Below are 15,892 nucleotides of genomic sequence, written 5' to 3' on the forward strand. Positions count from 1 at the left end.
CGGCGTGACACTCGTCGATGGCATCTACCAGCATATTTGTTGTCTCAGGCGTTGTTTGCCCGCAGTGCCGCACCCAAATCAAGTGGGCCAGTTCACAAAAAATGCGTGATCTGCCTCACGTTAAGTTTGCGCCGATCACGAAATGGTAACGGCGGCGCCGCCCCGCTGACCTGCACGAACGATTCGTCCGGCGCCTCGTTATCTGTCCGTGATATTCCCGCTATCGCTTCTACATCGAGATGACTTCTCTTCGAGACCTTTGTACGGTCCAAAGCGTCTCCGATACGGAGCAAACAATTTCAACAGCATGAACCTGCGTGTGAGTGGGGCCGCGGTGGCGATTACGCCCGACGCGGGGGCCTGGGTCTGATCCTGGGCCGGGCACTGTGGCCCTCCCTTTCGTGCCCGACCGAGACGGCGCGAACCAACCCCTCCGGCCTGGAGTCAGGCCGCCGCACCCGTGTGAGCGGGTGTGGATGGTGCGCGCTTGGCGAAAGGAACAACGTGAAGAACATCCGCAAGACGTTTGGAATGGGCATCATCGCCGGAGCACTCGCTGTGGCTCCCGTGGCTCTGGGCGCCGGTACCGCCAATGCGGACAGCGTCAACTGGGACGCGGTCGCAGCCTGCGAGTCGGGTGGCAACTGGGCGATCAACACCGGTAACGGCTACTACGGTGGCCTGCAGTTCAACATGGGCACTTGGCGCTCCAACGGTGGTTCCGGTTCGCCGCACCAGGCCTCGCGCTCGGAGCAGATCCGGGTCGCCGAGAACGTGCTGCGCAGCCAGGGCATCGGCGCGTGGCCGACCTGCGGTCGGCGCGGCTAGGACAGCGCCACCAGCACAAATAAATACTTGATACGAAGCGGTGCCGGGCTGTTGCCCGGCACCGCTTCTGTTTCATCAGAATGCTCTCGGGTTACTCCAGCCCCGAGAACCTCCGATGAAACTTCAGCCTCCCCTGTAACGCGTGACGTTGGTCACACGAACCTATTAGTGACCGCACAGTTGCACGAACGTGATCGGCATCTGCCGCGGTCCTGGTGTCAAAGGTCGGGGAAGGGCCGTGAGATGACCATAAGAAGGACTTTGAACAGGGCTTTCTGGCTTACCGCAGCGTCGGCCGGGCTTATGCTCACGCCCCTGTTGGGGGTAACGGCGACCGCCGGCGCGGACACGGTGAACTGGGATGCGATCGCCGACTGTGAGTCGGGCGGCAACTGGTCCATCAATACCGGCAACGGCCACTACGGCGGTCTGCAGTTCAAACCGGCCACCTGGGCCTCGAACGGCGGATTCGGATCGCCTGCCTCGGCGTCCCGTGAAGAGCAGATCCGCGTCGCCGAGAACGTCCTGGCCACCCAGGGGATCGGGGCCTGGCCGAAGTGCGGCGCCCGCGGCGGAGCGCCGGCGGGCTGGGCGGCGCCCACCGCTCCGACCGGCTGCCAGGCGGTGCGTCCCGGCGCGGTGCTGGGAATCTTCGACCTGCGTCGGATCTGCACGACCTTCCTGGACCCGCTGACCGCGTTCGGTGTGCCGCGCTGAGCTCAGCGCACGGGGGTGAATGCCCTGCGCGCGGCGATCGAGGCCAGATGCCGGGTCAACACGACCTCGGGCACCAATACTGACGCCCGCGTGGCAGCGGCGCTGAGTACCTGCGGACGCAGGTTCACGACCCGGCCGATGAACTGTGACTCCCGGACGATCGCCATCACGCGTCTGCGTCGCACGGTCGCGAATCGGGAGAAGGCGGTCGCCAGATCTGGGCCCCCGGCCGCAAGGGCGGCCAGGATGGCGGCATCCTCCAACCCCTGACAGCCGCCCTGGCCGAGATGCGGGCGCATCGGATGGGCGGCGTCCCCGGCGATCACCACCGGCCCCCGGGCCCAGCAGCGGGCCGGGGCCCGGTCGTAGAGATCGTTGCGGAGCACTTGATCGGGATCGGTCGTGGCGAGCAGGGTCGGGATGGGGTCGGCCCAGCCGCCGAAGATCCGTTGCAGGTGCTTCAGCTCCCCGTCGGCGTTCCGGTGTCCCTGCGGAGCCCGTTGGGTGGCGAACCAGTACGTGTGGTCGGGGCCGAGGGGCACATGGCCGGCCTCCATTCCGGGGGCCATCGTCTCGCCCGAGAGTTCGGGGTCGATGGCATGGTCGGCTACCCCGCGCCAGGCCGTGTACCCGGCGTAGCGACGTTCCAGCGGTCCGTTGAGGTGACGCGCCACGGTGGAATCGACTCCGTCGGCGCCGATTACCGCGGCCACCGCCCGCACAGTTCCGCCCGACATCTGCACCCGCACCGCGCCGTCGTGTACGTCGAGTGTCTGCGCGCCGACCCCGTATTCGACGGTGCCCGGGTGCAACGCCCCGGTGAGGATCTCGGTCAACGCCGTTCGATGAATCACCACGAGCGGTTCGCCGAGCGCTCGAATCATCCGGTCGGCAGCCGGGCGACGCAGCCAGGTGCCGTCGTGCCAGCGCATGGCCCCCGCGGTGACCCGCCCGCCGGACGCGCGCACCTGGTCGCCGAGGCCGATCTCGTCGAGCGCCGCCAGCGCGTTGGGCCAGATGCTGATGCCGGCACCTGTGGTGGTGTCGGTACGAGCCTCGGCGACAGACACCTCAAACCCGTGACGCTGCAACGCGACTGCGGTGGCCAGGCCGGTGATGCCTGCGCCGACGACCAGGACGGACTGTGCCATCGGTCGAATCTAGCCGGGCCGGGTACGGGCGACTCACCACGGTCGGCGTCGGAATGGGTAGCCTTCCAGCGTTCTCGCAGTGTGTCTACAGGTTCCCGCGCCGAATTCGCCGGGACGGAACAAATGAATGAGGTCAGATGAAACTCACCCGCTTCGGTATCGCGCTCGGCGCCACACTGATTGCCGCCGCGGCACTGAGTGGTTGCTCGAAGGTGATCGATATCCGGGACGCGGCCGCCGGGGCGGCCGAGAAGGTCGTCGCCTCAGGCACCGAGAAGATCACCGAAGCGGTGTCGGGCAACCTGTTCACCGCGGAGGGCATCGACAACGCCTACGCGGCGATCGGTGAAAAGGTCGGCGCCAACCCGATGCAGGTGGTCGACGTCGTGATCGCGCCCGGCGTACTCAAGGTCGAGGCCATCGACCCCAACGCCCCGGCCGAGCTCAACGAATGGAGCTACACGTCCGGCGTGGTCGCACCGCCACGCCCCATCGACTATGACGACGACACCGAGGCGTTGCAACAGAATCTGTTCGCCTCCTCCGACGTGCCGACCAGTGCGATCGTCGCCGCGATCGACGGCGCCGTGGCGGCCAGCGAGATCCCTGACGGCAAGGTCCAGACGGTAAGTATCAAGCGCAACATGCCGTTCGATGAGAACGTGATCGTCTTCATCAACGTCCAGGGCGAGCGCAGCAGCAAGCAGGTTCGGGCGGACGTCACCGGAGCGATCACCGAGGTGGTCTGACCGCTGCACCGTTACCGTGGGGAGCCATGACGGCCTTCGACGATCTCGACGACTACTTCGCCTTGCCCCGGGTATCAGGTCTAGCGGTGTCGCCGGATGGTTCGCGGCTGGTCACCACGGTCAGCACGCTCAATGACAAGCGCACCGAATTTCTCAGTGCCATATGGGAATTGGACCCTGCAGGACTGGAGCCGGCGCGCAGGCTGACCCACGGACTCAAAGGAGAGTCCGCGCCGGTGTTCACCACTCACGGTGATCTGTTGTTCCTGGCGGTGCGTCCCGGCGAAGACGAGGGCAAGCCGCCCGCGGCCCTGTGGCGTCTCCCCGCGAGCGGTGGCGAGGCATTCGAGGTGCTGGCGATGCCCGGAGGCGTCACCGCGGCCGTGAGTGCCCGCGCCGCCGACGCGACGGTGGTGACCGCGCCTCTGCTGCCGTCATCGGCCGGAGTCGACGACGACAAGGCGCGGCGGGAGGCGCGCAAGGAAAACAAGGTGTCGGCGATCCTGCACACCGGTTACCCGATCCGGCAGTGGGACCACGACCTCGGCCCGGACCAACCCCACCTCTTCGACCTCGGCGCCGACTCCGACGGGCGGCGGGACCTGACCGCCGACCCGGGCGCGGCGTTGCGGGAGGCGACCTTCGACCTCAGCGCCGACGGCGGATTCGTGGTGACGTCCTGGCAGGTGCCGGGCCCGGGCTCGGCAATGCGGTGGACCCTGGTGCGTATCGACCGGGCCACCGGGGAGCGCACCAAGATCGCCGAAGAGCCCGGAGCGGACCTGGAACACCCGGTGATCGCGCCGGACGGCCACGCCCTGGCCTTCACCAGGGAGACCCATTCCACCCCGGACTCGCCGCCGCGGATCACGCTGAGCCGCATGCGGTTCGGTGAAGATCCCGTGGAGCTGACGGCGGACTGGGATCGGTGGCCGTCCTCGGTGGCGTGGACGCCGGATTCGTCGGCGCTGATCGTGACGGCCGACGACGGTGGCCGCGGTCCGATCTTTTCCGTCGACCCCGCCTCGGGGGCGGTGACTCGACTGACCGACGACGACTTCACCTACTCCGACGTCAGGCCCGCACCCGGTGGCGTGATCTATGCGTTGCGCAGCTCGTACGCTGTGCCGCAGCATCCTGTCCGCATCGATGCCGACGGCACTGTCACCGAATTGCCGTGCGTCGACGCGCCCGCATTGCCCGGCACGCTGACCGAGGTGACCGCGACCGCGGCCGACGGCACCCCGATCAGGTCCTGGCTCACCCTGCCCGCCGGGGACGAGCCGGCCCCGCTGGTGCTGTGGATTCACGGCGGGCCGTTGGGCAGCTGGAACAGCTGGCACTGGCGGTGGAACCCGTGGCTGCTCACCGCACAGGGATACGCGGTGCTGATGCCGGATCCGGGGCTGTCCACTGGCTATGGACAAGACTTCATCGCCCGCGGCTGGGGCGCCTGGGGTGGCGAGCCCTACACCGACCTGATGGCCGCCACCGATGCCGCGTGCGCACATCCACGTGTCGATGCATCGCGGACCGCCGCGATGGGCGGCTCGTTCGGTGGCTACATGGCCAATTGGATCGCCGGGCACACCGATCGGTTCGATGCGGTCGTCTCCCATGCCGGCCTGTGGGCGCTGGACCAGTTCGGGCCTACCACCGATGGTGCGTACTGGTGGGCTCGTGAAATGACCGAGCAGATGACACATCAAAATTCGCCGCACCGGTCCGTCGGTGAAATCGCTACTCCGATGCTGGTCATCCACGGCGACAAGGACTATCGCGTTCCGATCGGCGAGGCGCTGCGGCTGTGGTACGAGCTGCTGACCTACTCGGGTCTGCCTGCTGATGACAACGGTGAAAGCCCACACCGGTTCCTGTATTACCCGACCGAGAACCACTGGGTGCTGGCCCCGCAGCACGCCAAGATCTGGTACCAGGTGGTCACCGCGTTCTTGGGCGAGCACCTACGCGGCGAACCGGCGCGGCCGCCGGAACTGCTCGGGTAGCGTCGGGAACGTGACCCAGCGTGAGTTTGATCTGGTGCTTTACGGCGCCACGGGATTCGTCGGCAAGCTGACCGCGGAGTATCTCGCCCGAGCCGGGGGACCGGCCCGGATCGCCCTGGCCGGCCGCTCCGAGGAGCGACTGCGGGCCATCCGCGACGGACTGGGACCCGGTGCGCAATCGTGGCCGCTGCTGACCGCTGACGCGACCGACCCGGCCTCCCTCGACGCGATGGCCGCGCGTACCCAGGTCGTGGTGACCACGGTGGGGCCCTACGCCCGCTACGGCATGCCGCTGGTGGCCGCCTGCGCCGCGGCCGGGACCGACTACGCCGATCTCACCGGTGAGACGACCTTCATCCGCGACAGCATCGATCTGTATCACAAGCAGGCGGTCGACACCGGTGCGCGAATCGTGCATTCGTGCGGATTCGATTCGGTGCCATCCGATCTCACCGTGTACGCACTCCATCGGCGAGCTACCGCAGACGACGCGGGCCAACTCTGTGACACCAACCTGGTGGTGCGTACCTTCGCCGGCGGTGTGTCCGGCGGCACCGTCGCCTCGATGCTGGAACTGCTCGACACGCTGTCGTCGGATCCAGAGGCCAGGGCGCTGATGAACGATCCCTACACCCTCAGCCCGGACCGTGCGGCCGAGCCCGAACTGGGTGCTCAGCCCGATGTCCGGTGGCGTCGCGGCGGTGAGATCGCGCCCGAGCTTGCCGGGTACTGGACCGGGGCTTTCGCCATGGCGGCGCCCAACAGCCGAATCGTGCGGCGCAGCAACGCATTACTGGACTATGCCTATGGTCGCCGCTTCGAGTACGCCGAGCAGATGAGCGTGGGCCGGTCGGTGGTGGCGCCGTTGGCCGCCGCGGCGATGACCGGGTCCAACGCCTTCACTCTCGGTGTGGGGGGCCGCTACTTCAACCGGTTGCCCCGCCGACTGGTCGAGCGCCTTGTGCCCAAACCCGGAACCGGTCCCAGTGAGCGGACCCGCGAGCGCGGCCACTACTGCATCGAGACGTACACGACCACCACATCGGGTGCCCGCTATGTGGCAACCATCGCTCAGCAAGGAGATCCCGGATACAAGGCGACAGCAGTGTTGCTCGGGGAGTGCGGACTTGCGCTGGCTACCGACCGTGATGCCCTCTCGGAGCTGCGGGGCGTGCTGACGCCGGTGGCCGCGATGGGCGATGCGCTCATGACCCGGCTACCGGCCGCCGGCGTGACGTTGGAAACCGCTGCCCTGGGCTGAGCTGGCACGACATGGATGCATCGGCCTGAGTCGAACCCGTGTGGGGCAAGATCGGATTCGGCTAGTGTCGTTGGTGAGGACTTCAAGTACGTCGGCAACGAAGGTGGGATGAAAAATGGCCGGTCTCGATGATCTGTTCGCGCAGATCCCGGTGGCGGATATTGCAAGCAAGCTCGGTGCCGATGAAGGCGAGGTGAACGCCGCCATCAAGACCCTGGTTCCTGCGCTCGTCGGCGGAGTGGCTGAGAACGTACAGGCTGACAACATCGACTCCAGTGACCTCGAGTCGGCGGTCAGCGCACAGGGCGTCAGCGGCCTCCTCGACGGCGGCGTGGCCGTCGACCAGGTCGACGCCGAAGAAGGCAACCAGATCGTCTCGAAGATCTTCGGCGGCAACGACAGCAATCAGGTCGCGTCGGCGTTGGCGGGTACGGGCGCTGCCGGCGGCGATCTGATCAAGAAGCTGCTGCCGATCCTGGCGCCGATCGTGCTGGCCTACATCGGCAAGCAGTTCGCCCAGAAGAACGCCGCACCCGCGGGCGAGGCTCAGGCTTCCGGCGGCGGGCTCGGGGACATCCTCGGCAGCATCCTGGGCGGCGCGACCGGCGGCGGTGCCGCGAACAACCCGCTCGGCAGCATCCTGGGCAGCGTGCTCGGCGGCGGTGGCAGCCAGGGCAACGCCATCGGAGAGATCCTCGGCGGTCTGCTCGGCGGCAAGAAGTAGCCCAACTCCAGCTCGAAGGCCCCCGACGCCCGGTGAACGCACCGGGTATCGGGGGCTTTCGCGTATTTGGGCCCGTCCTTCTTAGAATGGCTCGGTGACCGCCACCCCTGACAATCGTGCCGATGCCCTCCCCAAATCCTGGGATCCGGCCGCGGTAGAAGCCGACCTGTACCAGGGCTGGGTGGATGCCGGATACTTCACCGCCGATCCGGCCAGCGAAAAGCCGCCGTATTCGATCGTGCTGCCGCCGCCCAACGTGACCGGCAGCCTGCATATGGGCCACGCGCTCGACCACACACTCATGGACGCCCTCACCCGGCGCAAGCGCATGCAGGGCTTCGAGGTGTTGTGGCTGCCGGGCATGGACCATGCCGGGATCGCCACCCAGACATTGGTGGAGAAGCAACTCGGTGCCGACGGCAAGTCCAAGGAAGACTTCGGCCGCGAGCTGTTCATCGAGAAGGTGTGGGACTGGAAGCGTGAGTCCGGCGGAACCATCGGCGGGCAGATGCGCCGCCTCGGTGACGGTGTGGACTGGAGCCGCGACCGCTTCACCATGGACGAGGGCCTGTCGCGTGCCGTGCGCACGATCTTCAAGAGGCTCTTTGACGCCGGCCTGATCTATCAGGCCGAACGGCTGGTCAACTGGTCGCCGGTGCTGGAGACCGCGATCAGTGACCTCGAGGTCAAGTACGAAGACGTCGAGGGCGAGCTGGTCTCGTTCCGCTACGGCTCGATGAACGACGACGAGCCGCACATCATCGTGGCCACCACCCGGGTCGAGACCATGCTCGGTGACACCGCGATCGCGGTGCATCCCGACGACGAGCGTTACCGCGACCTGGTGGGCAAGACCCTGCCGCACCCGTTCGTCGACCACGAGATGATCGTGGTGGCGGACACTCACGTCGACCCCGAATTCGGTACCGGCGCAGTCAAGGTCACCCCCGCGCACGACCCGAACGACTTCGAGATCGGCATGCGCCATCAGCTGCCGATGCCGACGATCATGGACAGCAAGGGCCGGATCGCCGACACCGGAACCCAGTTCGACGGCATGGACCGCTTCGAGGCGCGGGTCAAGGTGCGCGAGGCGCTGGCCGAACAAGGCCGGATCGTCGCAGAGAAGCGGCCCTATCTGCACAGCGTCGGACATTCCGAACGCAGCGGTGAACCCATCGAGCCACGTCTGTCCCTGCAGTGGTGGGTCAAGGTGGACGGTCTGGCCAAGTCGGCGGGCGATGCGGTGCGCAACGGCGACACCGTGATTCACCCACCGAGCCTGGAGCCGCGATGGTTCGCCTGGGTGGACAACATGCACGACTGGTGCATCTCCCGGCAGCTGTGGTGGGGCCACCGGATCCCGATCTGGCACGGTCCCCACGGCGAGACGGTGTGTGTCGGCCCCGACGAGACCCCGCCGGAGGGCTGGGAGCAGGACCCCGATGTCCTCGACACCTGGTTCTCTTCGGCGCTGTGGCCGTTCTCCACCATGGGCTGGCCCGAGCGCACCCCCGAACTGGCCAAGTTCTATCCGACGTCGGTGCTGGTCACCGGTTACGACATCCTGTTCTTCTGGGTGGCCCGGATGATGATGTTCGGCACCTTCGTCGCCGATGATCCGGCGATCACGTTCGATGGGGCGCGCCCCCCGCAGGTGCCGTTCGAGAACGTCTTCCTGCACGGCCTGATCCGCGACGAGTTCGGCCGCAAGATGAGCAAGTCGCGCGGCAACGGCATCGACCCGCTGGACTGGGTCGAGAAGTTCGGCGCCGACGCTCTGCGATTCACCCTGGCACGTGGGGCCAGCCCCGGCGGTGACCTGTCCATCGGTGAGGACCACGCTCGCGCATCGCGCAATTTCGCCACCAAGTTGTTCAACGCGACCCGCTTCGCGTTGATGAACGGTGCCGCTCCCGCTCCGTTGCCCGCTGCCGCCGACCTGACCGACGCCGACCGCTGGATCCTCGGTCGGCTCGAAGAGGTCCGTGTCGAGGTCGACGGTGCGCTCGACAGCTACGAGTTCAGCCGGGCCTGCGAATCGCTGTATCACTTCGCCTGGGACGAATTCTGTGACTGGTACGTGGAACTGGCCAAGGTGCAGCTGGGTGAGGGTGTGGCTCACACGACAGGGGTGTTGGCGGCTGTCCTCGACGCCCTGCTCAAACTGCTGCACCCGGTGATGCCGTTCGTCACCGAAACGCTGTGGAAGACGCTCACCGACGGCGAGTCGATCGTCATCGCGCAGTGGCCAGAAGCGTCGGGCATCGCGCTCGATCCGGTTGCGGCACAACACATTGCCGACATGCAGAAGCTGATCACCGAGGTTCGCCGCTTCCGCAGCGACCAGGGTCTGGCCGACCGGCAGCGGGTCCCGGCCCGCCTGTCGGCTATCGCCGAGGCCGGCCTGACCGAGCAACTGCCCGCGGTCACCGCACTGGCCTGGCTGACCGATGCCGGTGACGGATTCACCCCGTCGGCCTCGGTCGAGGTGCGTCTGGCGCAGGCCACGGTACTCGTCGAGGTGGACACCTCGGGCACCGTCGATGTCGCGGCCGAGCGGCGCCGGATGGAGAAGGATCTGGCCGCCGCGCAGAAGGAATTTGCCACCACGACGGCCAAGCTCGGAAACGAGGAGTTCCTGTCCAAGGCGCCCGACAATGTCGTCGAAAAGATCCGCGGCCGCCAGCAGTTGGCCTCCGAAGAGGTCGAGCGGATCACTGCCCGCCTGGCCGGACTCAAATGAGGATCCGGTGACCGATCCGATCCCCACTCCGGACGAGATCGCCGCGCTGCTGCAGGTCGAGCATCTACTCGATCAGCGCTGGCCCGAGACCAAGCTGGACCCCAGCACCGCGCGCATCGCAGCCCTGCTGGAACTGCTGGGCTCGCCGCAGCAGGCCTACCCGTCGATCCATGTCGCGGGGACGAACGGCAAGACGTCGGTCGCACGCCTCATCGATGCGCTGTTGACCGCACTACACCGCCGTACGGGGCGCACCACCAGTCCACACCTGCAGTCCGCGGTGGAGCGCATCTCGATCGACGGAAAACCCATCACGCCGGCGCAATACGTCAACGCGTACACCGAGATCGAACCATTCGTCGAACTGGTGGACCAGCAGTCCGAAGCCGACGGTGGCCCGAAGATGAGCAAATTCGAGGTGCTCACCGCGATGGCCTTCGCAGCTTTCGCCGACGTGCCCATCGACGTCGCGGTCGTCGAGGTCGGCATGGGTGGACGCTGGGACGCCACCAACGTCGTCAACGCCCCGGTCGCGGTGATCACTCCGATCGGCCTCGACCACACCGACTACCTGGGTGACACGATCGCCGCGATCGCGGGGGAAAAGGCCGGCATCATCACCCGGCAGCCCGACGACCTGGTGCCGGTCGACACGGTGGCGGTCATCGCCACGCAGGTTCCCGAGGCCATGGAGGTACTGCTGGAAGAGGCGGTGCGTGCCGATGCTGCCGTCGCCCGCGAAGACTCGGAGTTCGCCGTGCTGTCCAGGCAGGTCGCCATCGGCGGCCAGGTGTTGGAGTTGCAGGGCCTGAGCGGGGTGTATTCGGAGATCTTCCTGCCGCTGCACGGTGAGCATCAGGCCCACAACGCCGTTCTCGCACTGGCCGCGGTCGAGGCGTTCTTCGGTGCGGGTGCCGGCAGTCAACTCGACGTCGAGGCGATCCGGGCCGGCTTCGCGGCCGTGCACAGCCCGGGCCGGATGGAGCGCATGCGAAGCGCGCCAACAGTTTTCATCGATGCGGCACACAATCCTGCCGGCGCCGCGGCGCTGGCGCAGACCTTGCAGCAGGAGTTCGACTTCCGCTTCCTGGTCGGGGTGGTGTCGGTGATGGGGGACAAGGACGCCGGTGGCATCCTGGCCGCGCTGGAGCCGGTGTTCGACCAGATCGTGGTCACCCACAACGGTTCGCCCCGGGCGATGGACGTCGAGTCATTGGCGTTGTTGGCCGAGGAAAGGTTCGGCCAGGATCGGGTGATCACCGCCACGACGCTGTCGGATGCCATCGAAACCGCCACCGCGTTGGTCGAGGAGGCCGGCGCAGAGGAAGGCCTGTCCGGGGCCGGCATGGTGATCACCGGTTCGGTGGTGACTGCCGGCGTGGCCCGGACCCTGTTCGGACGGGACCCGCAATGAACGATCAGACACCCGGCGACACGCCGGCCCCTACTGACCCCTGGAAGAGCTTCCGTGGGGTGATGGCAGCGACGTTGATCCTCGAAGCCATCGTGGTACTTCTGGCCCTACCGGTGGTCGGTGTCAGTGACGACGGGCTGACCTGGACGTCGGGCGGATTCGTGATCGGCCTGGCCGTCGTGTTGATCCTGATGTCGGGGCTTCAGGGGCGGCCCTGGGCTATCTGGGCGAACCTGGGCATCCAACTGGTGGTGATCGCCGGAGCGCTGATCCATGGGGCGATCGGCTTTATCGGTGTGATCTTCGCCGTGGTCTGGCTGCTGATCGTGTACCTGCGGGGTGAGGTCAAACGCAGGCAGGATCGGGGTCTGCTGCCCGGTCAGCAACCGCCCAGCGAATAGCCGCGGCCGGGTGCGGACCCCGTCGGGAGCCCGCGGTGGCACGGCAGGGTTACCGACCGGTACGCTCACTGCTCGTGACTGAGCAGACCCTTGTCTTGATTAAGCCCGACGGCGTGCAGCGCCACCTGGTCGGGGAGATCCTCGGCCGGATCGAGCGCAAGGGTCTGACCCTGGCAGCGCTCGAACTGAAGAACGTCAGCGTCGAGCTGGCCAAGCAGCACTACGCCGAGCACGACGGCAAGCCGTTCTTCGATTCGCTGCTGGAATTCATCACTTCCGGCCCCGTCGTCGCCGCCATCGTGGAGGGGCCGCGGGCTATCGCGGCCTTCCGTCAGATCGCCGGTGGCACGGACCCGGTGGAGAAGGCTGTGCCCGGCACCATCCGCGGTGACCTGGCGCTTGTCACCCAGGACAACCTCGTGCACGGATCGGATTCGCCGGAGTCGGCGGCCCGTGAGATCGCCCTGTGGTTCCCTGGCGAAGCCTCCGCCTGATAATCCTTCTCGCAGTCTGGTCTGTACCGCGTCAGTGATGTGGGATACTGGGTACGGGTAGCCAGCCTCAACCGAGGCTGGGTACCCGAATGAAGACTTCGACGAGCGCGACCACCGCAATCCGGTGCGGCGCGGGCCGTCCAGCCATCATTCAGCCAGGCACCGGGTGGGTTCGGTAGCGAACCGCCCGGAGCGAGACCACAACAAGCCCGGGGAAAGTGTCCCGGGCCAATAGCGGAAGCCCTCGCGTGGCCGCGTCGATACGACGCGCCCGGGGGCTTGAGGAGAATTCGTGGCCGAAGATGCCCAGAATGACGACCTATCCACCGAGACTCCGCAACAGGAGGGACTGCCCGAGCGGCTGAGAGTCCACTCGCTGGCGCGGGTGCTCGGCACCACCAGCAGGCGGGTGCTCGACGCCCTGGCTGAGTTCGACGGCCGTCGGCGCAGTGCGCACTCCACGATCGACAAGGCCGACGCGGAGCGGGTCCGTGACGCACTGGCCCTCGACTCGGCGGAGCCGGCTCAGACCGAGCAGGCAGAACCGGTGCAGGTCGAGGCAGTCACGGTCGCAGTGACCGAGTCCGTCGCGGCCCCGGCAGAAGATGCCCCGGCAGAAGATCCGGTCGAAACCCCCGAGGTCGAGGCTCCCGAGGAAGACCCCGTCCTGGTGGGCGATGAGCCCGAGTCGCGGTTGATCCTGGAGACCGCGAACATCCCCGCGGCTCGGGAATCCCACACCGAACGGGCCGACTACCTGCCGCTGTTCGTCGCCCCGCAGCCCGTCAGCTTCGTGCCGGTCCTCGTCGAAGACGATGACGACGACGAAGACGACACGGATACCGACGACGACGCCGATGCCGACTCGGATACCGACGACGATCAGGCGGATCGACCCGCCGCACGCCGGCGCCGTCGGGGCCGGCGGGGTCGCGGTCGTGGCCGCGGTGAGCAGGCAGACGACAACGAGTCCGATTCGGGCCCGGATTCCGATACCGACACCGCTGATGACCAGAGCGATTCCGACGAGGAATCCGACGACGAGTCCGATGAATCCGATGAGGGCACCGACGAGGACACCGCGGGTAGTGACGGCAACCGTCGCCGTCGCCGCCGGCGTCGGCGCAAGTCCGGCTCCGGTGACGGTGACGACTCGAGCTCACCGGATGACCCGCCCAACACCGTCGTGCACGAGCGTCCGTCCCGGCCCGAACGTTCGGGCCGGAGCAGCGATGACTCGGAGATCCAGGGGATCAGCGGATCGACCCGCCTGGAGGCCAAGCGTCAGCGCCGCCGCGATGGCCGTGACGCCGGCCGTCGTCGTCCCCCCATCCTGAGCGAGGCCGAGTTCCTGGCCCGCCGCGAGGCCGTCGAACGCACCATGATCGTGCGCGACAAGGTCCGCACCGAGCCGCCGCATCAAGGTGCCCGCTACACGCAGATCGCCGTGCTGGAAGACGGCGTCCTCGTCGAGCATTTTGTGACGTCAGCGGCATCCGCCAGTCTGGTCGGCAACATCTACCTCGGCATCGTGCAGAACGTGCTGCCGTCGATGGAGGCCGCCTTCGTCGACATCGGCCGCGGTCGTAACGGTGTGCTCTACGCCGGTGAGGTGAACTGGGAGGCTGCCGGCCTCGGCGGGTCGAACCGCAAGATCGAACAGGCCCTCAAGCCGGGGGACTATGTCGTCGTCCAGGTCAGCAAGGATCCGGTCGGGCACAAGGGCGCCCGGCTCACCACGCAGGTGTCGCTGGCCGGCCGCTACCTGGTCTACGTGCCGGGCGCATCGTCGACCGGCATCAGCCGCAAGCTGCCCGACACCGAACGCCAGCGGCTCAAGGAGATCCTCAAAGAGGTTGTTCCGGCCGATGCCGGAGTGATCATCCGCACCGCGTCGGAGGGCGTCAAAGCCGAGGACATCCGATCCGACGTCGAGCGGCTGCAGCAGCGCTGGACCGAGATCGACGCCAAGGGCGCCGCGGTCAGCGCGAAGAAGGCCGGCGCGGCCGTCGCCCTCTACGAAGAGCCCGATGTTCTGGTCAAGGTCATCCGTGACCTGTTCAACGAGGACTTCTCCGGCCTGATCGTCTCCGGTGACGAAGCCTGGGACACGATCAACGCCTACGTCAACACCGTTGCGCCTGACCTCATGGGCCGGCTCACGAAGTACGAACCCGCCGGTGGCGCCGACGCGCCCGACGTGTTCGCCGTACACCGCGTCGACGAGCAGCTGGCCAAGGCGCTGGACCGCAAGGTGTGGCTGCCTTCGGGTGGAACCCTGGTGATCGACCGCACCGAGGCGATGACCGTCGTCGACGTCAACACCGGCAAGTTCACCGGCGCCGGCGGCAACCTAGAGCAGACCGTCACCCGCAACAACCTGGAAGCTGCCGAGGAGGTCGTGCGGCAACTGCGCTTGCGTGACATCGGCGGCATCGTGGTCATCGACTTCATCGACATGGTCCTCGAATCGAACCGGGATCTCGTGCTGCGCAGGCTGACCGAGGCCCTGGGCCGGGACCGCACGCGGCACCAGGTGTCCGAGGTGACCTCACTGGGCCTCGTGCAGCTGACCCGAAAGAAGTTGGGTACCGGTCTGATCGAGGCATTCTCGACAACGTGCACGCACTGCGCCGGCCGCGGCATCGTGCTGCATGGTGACCCGGTCGATACGGCTTCGTCGTCGAACACCGGCCGTAAGGCCGAATCCAGTGGCGGCGGTAGCAGCAGCAGCAGCGGCAGCGGCAGCAGTCGACGCAGCAAGCGGGGCAAGCGCGGCAACGCCCGTCCGGAGCCCGAAGAGGCGCCGGTCGTCAAGGTGCCCGACCATCCGGTCGGTGAGCACCCGATGTTCAAGGCCATGGCTGCGGCGAGCGACCGCCACGACGAAGACCCCGAAGGTCACGAGGACATTGACGAGCACGAGCACGGCGTCGAGCACACCGAGGCCGAGGGCGACGAGCAGGTGACTCCCGAGGACTCGGGCGTAACCGAGGATTCTCCCGACGGCGTTTTCGACATGCAGGACGCCGAGGAGTCCGACGAATCTGATGAGGAATCAGAAGAGGACTTGGACGAGGACGAAGACGAGATCGACCTCGATGACGAGGACCTCGATGACGACGACGAGGACCTCGACGACGACTCGGACGATGACTCAGACGAGGACGACGAATCCGACGATGACGACTCGGACGAGGATGACTCGGACGAGGACGAGGAGTGCGACGACTCTGACGAGTCTGAAGACGACGTCTACCAGGCTCCCGAGCCCGTGGTAGCGGAGGTGGCACCCAGCCGCGGCCGTATTCGTCGACGTGCCGCAGCCAGGCCCGCAGGGCCGCCACGCCAGGACTAGAGGGCGGTTTGACCCTCTACCCGCTGGTCAAGTACCCTTGACC

Annotated in this window: 12 protein-coding genes; 11 read left to right on the top strand and 1 reads right to left on the bottom strand. The window is 67.0% G+C overall.

The annotated features are described in order from the left end of the window. Window positions 1–504: 504 nt before the first annotated feature. Window positions 505–828, top strand: a complete 324-nt coding sequence (locus JOF57_RS05625; protein ID WP_307869966.1) for a transglycosylase family protein — start codon at window positions 505–507, stop codon at window positions 826–828. Between the two features lie 243 nt (window positions 829–1,071). Next, on the top strand, window positions 1,072–1,545 hold the full coding sequence (locus JOF57_RS05630) for a transglycosylase family protein (protein WP_209914549.1): 474 nt from the start codon (window positions 1,072–1,074) through the stop codon (window positions 1,543–1,545). Window positions 1,546–1,547: 2 nt separating this feature from the next. Here the strand turns inward: JOF57_RS05630 and JOF57_RS05635 are convergent, their stop codons facing one another. Then, entirely contained in the window at window positions 1,548–2,696 is a 1,149-nt protein-coding gene (locus JOF57_RS05635) for an FAD-dependent monooxygenase (RefSeq protein WP_209914551.1), read from the bottom strand. Window positions 2,697–2,833: 137 nt separating this feature from the next. On the opposite strand from JOF57_RS05635, the gene JOF57_RS05640 reads away from it, so the two are divergent. The 9 genes from JOF57_RS05640 to JOF57_RS05680 all read left to right on the top strand — a co-directional run bounded on the left by JOF57_RS05640 (window position 2,834) and on the right by JOF57_RS05680 (window position 15,849). Further along, on the top strand, window positions 2,834–3,445 hold the full coding sequence (locus JOF57_RS05640; protein WP_209914553.1) for a hypothetical protein: 612 nt from the start codon (window positions 2,834–2,836) through the stop codon (window positions 3,443–3,445). Window positions 3,446–3,471: 26 nt separating this feature from the next. After that, a complete protein-coding gene (locus JOF57_RS05645; RefSeq protein WP_209914555.1) occupies window positions 3,472–5,451 on the top strand; it encodes a S9 family peptidase in 1,980 nt (659 codons plus the stop codon). Between the two features lie 10 nt (window positions 5,452–5,461). Next, window positions 5,462–6,712, top strand: a complete 1,251-nt coding sequence (locus JOF57_RS05650) for a saccharopine dehydrogenase family protein (RefSeq protein WP_209914558.1) — start codon at window positions 5,462–5,464, stop codon at window positions 6,710–6,712. Between the two features lie 115 nt (window positions 6,713–6,827). Continuing rightward, a complete protein-coding gene (locus JOF57_RS05655) occupies window positions 6,828–7,436 on the top strand; it encodes a DUF937 domain-containing protein (protein WP_209914561.1) in 609 nt (202 codons plus the stop codon). Window positions 7,437–7,530: 94 nt separating this feature from the next. Next, window positions 7,531–10,182, top strand: a complete 2,652-nt coding sequence (locus JOF57_RS05660; protein ID WP_209914564.1) for a valine--tRNA ligase — start codon at window positions 7,531–7,533, stop codon at window positions 10,180–10,182. A 7-nt stretch (window positions 10,183–10,189) separates the two neighbouring features. After that, window positions 10,190–11,596: a bifunctional tetrahydrofolate synthase/dihydrofolate synthase gene (folC, locus tag JOF57_RS05665; protein ID WP_209914567.1), complete on the top strand. Its 1,407-nt coding sequence runs from the start codon at window positions 10,190–10,192 to the stop codon at window positions 11,594–11,596. After that, window positions 11,593–11,997 carry a DUF4233 domain-containing protein gene (locus JOF57_RS05670; RefSeq protein WP_209914570.1) on the top strand — a complete coding sequence of 135 codons (405 nt, stop codon included), beginning with the start codon at window positions 11,593–11,595 and terminating at the stop codon, window positions 11,995–11,997. The genes folC and JOF57_RS05670 overlap by 4 nt, the downstream gene beginning before the upstream one ends. A gap of 74 nt (window positions 11,998–12,071) precedes the next feature. Next, window positions 12,072–12,491, top strand: coding sequence for a nucleoside-diphosphate kinase (gene ndk / locus JOF57_RS05675; RefSeq protein ID WP_090509598.1), 420 nt, complete (start codon window positions 12,072–12,074; stop codon window positions 12,489–12,491). A gap of 292 nt (window positions 12,492–12,783) precedes the next feature. Next, entirely contained in the window at window positions 12,784–15,849 is a 3,066-nt protein-coding gene (locus JOF57_RS05680; protein ID WP_209914573.1) for a ribonuclease E, read from the top strand. The last annotated feature ends 43 nt before the right edge of the window (window positions 15,850–15,892 follow it).

The organism is Mycolicibacterium lutetiense (assembly GCF_017876775.1).
Classification (GTDB): domain Bacteria; phylum Actinomycetota; class Actinomycetes; order Mycobacteriales; family Mycobacteriaceae; genus Mycobacterium; species Mycobacterium lutetiense.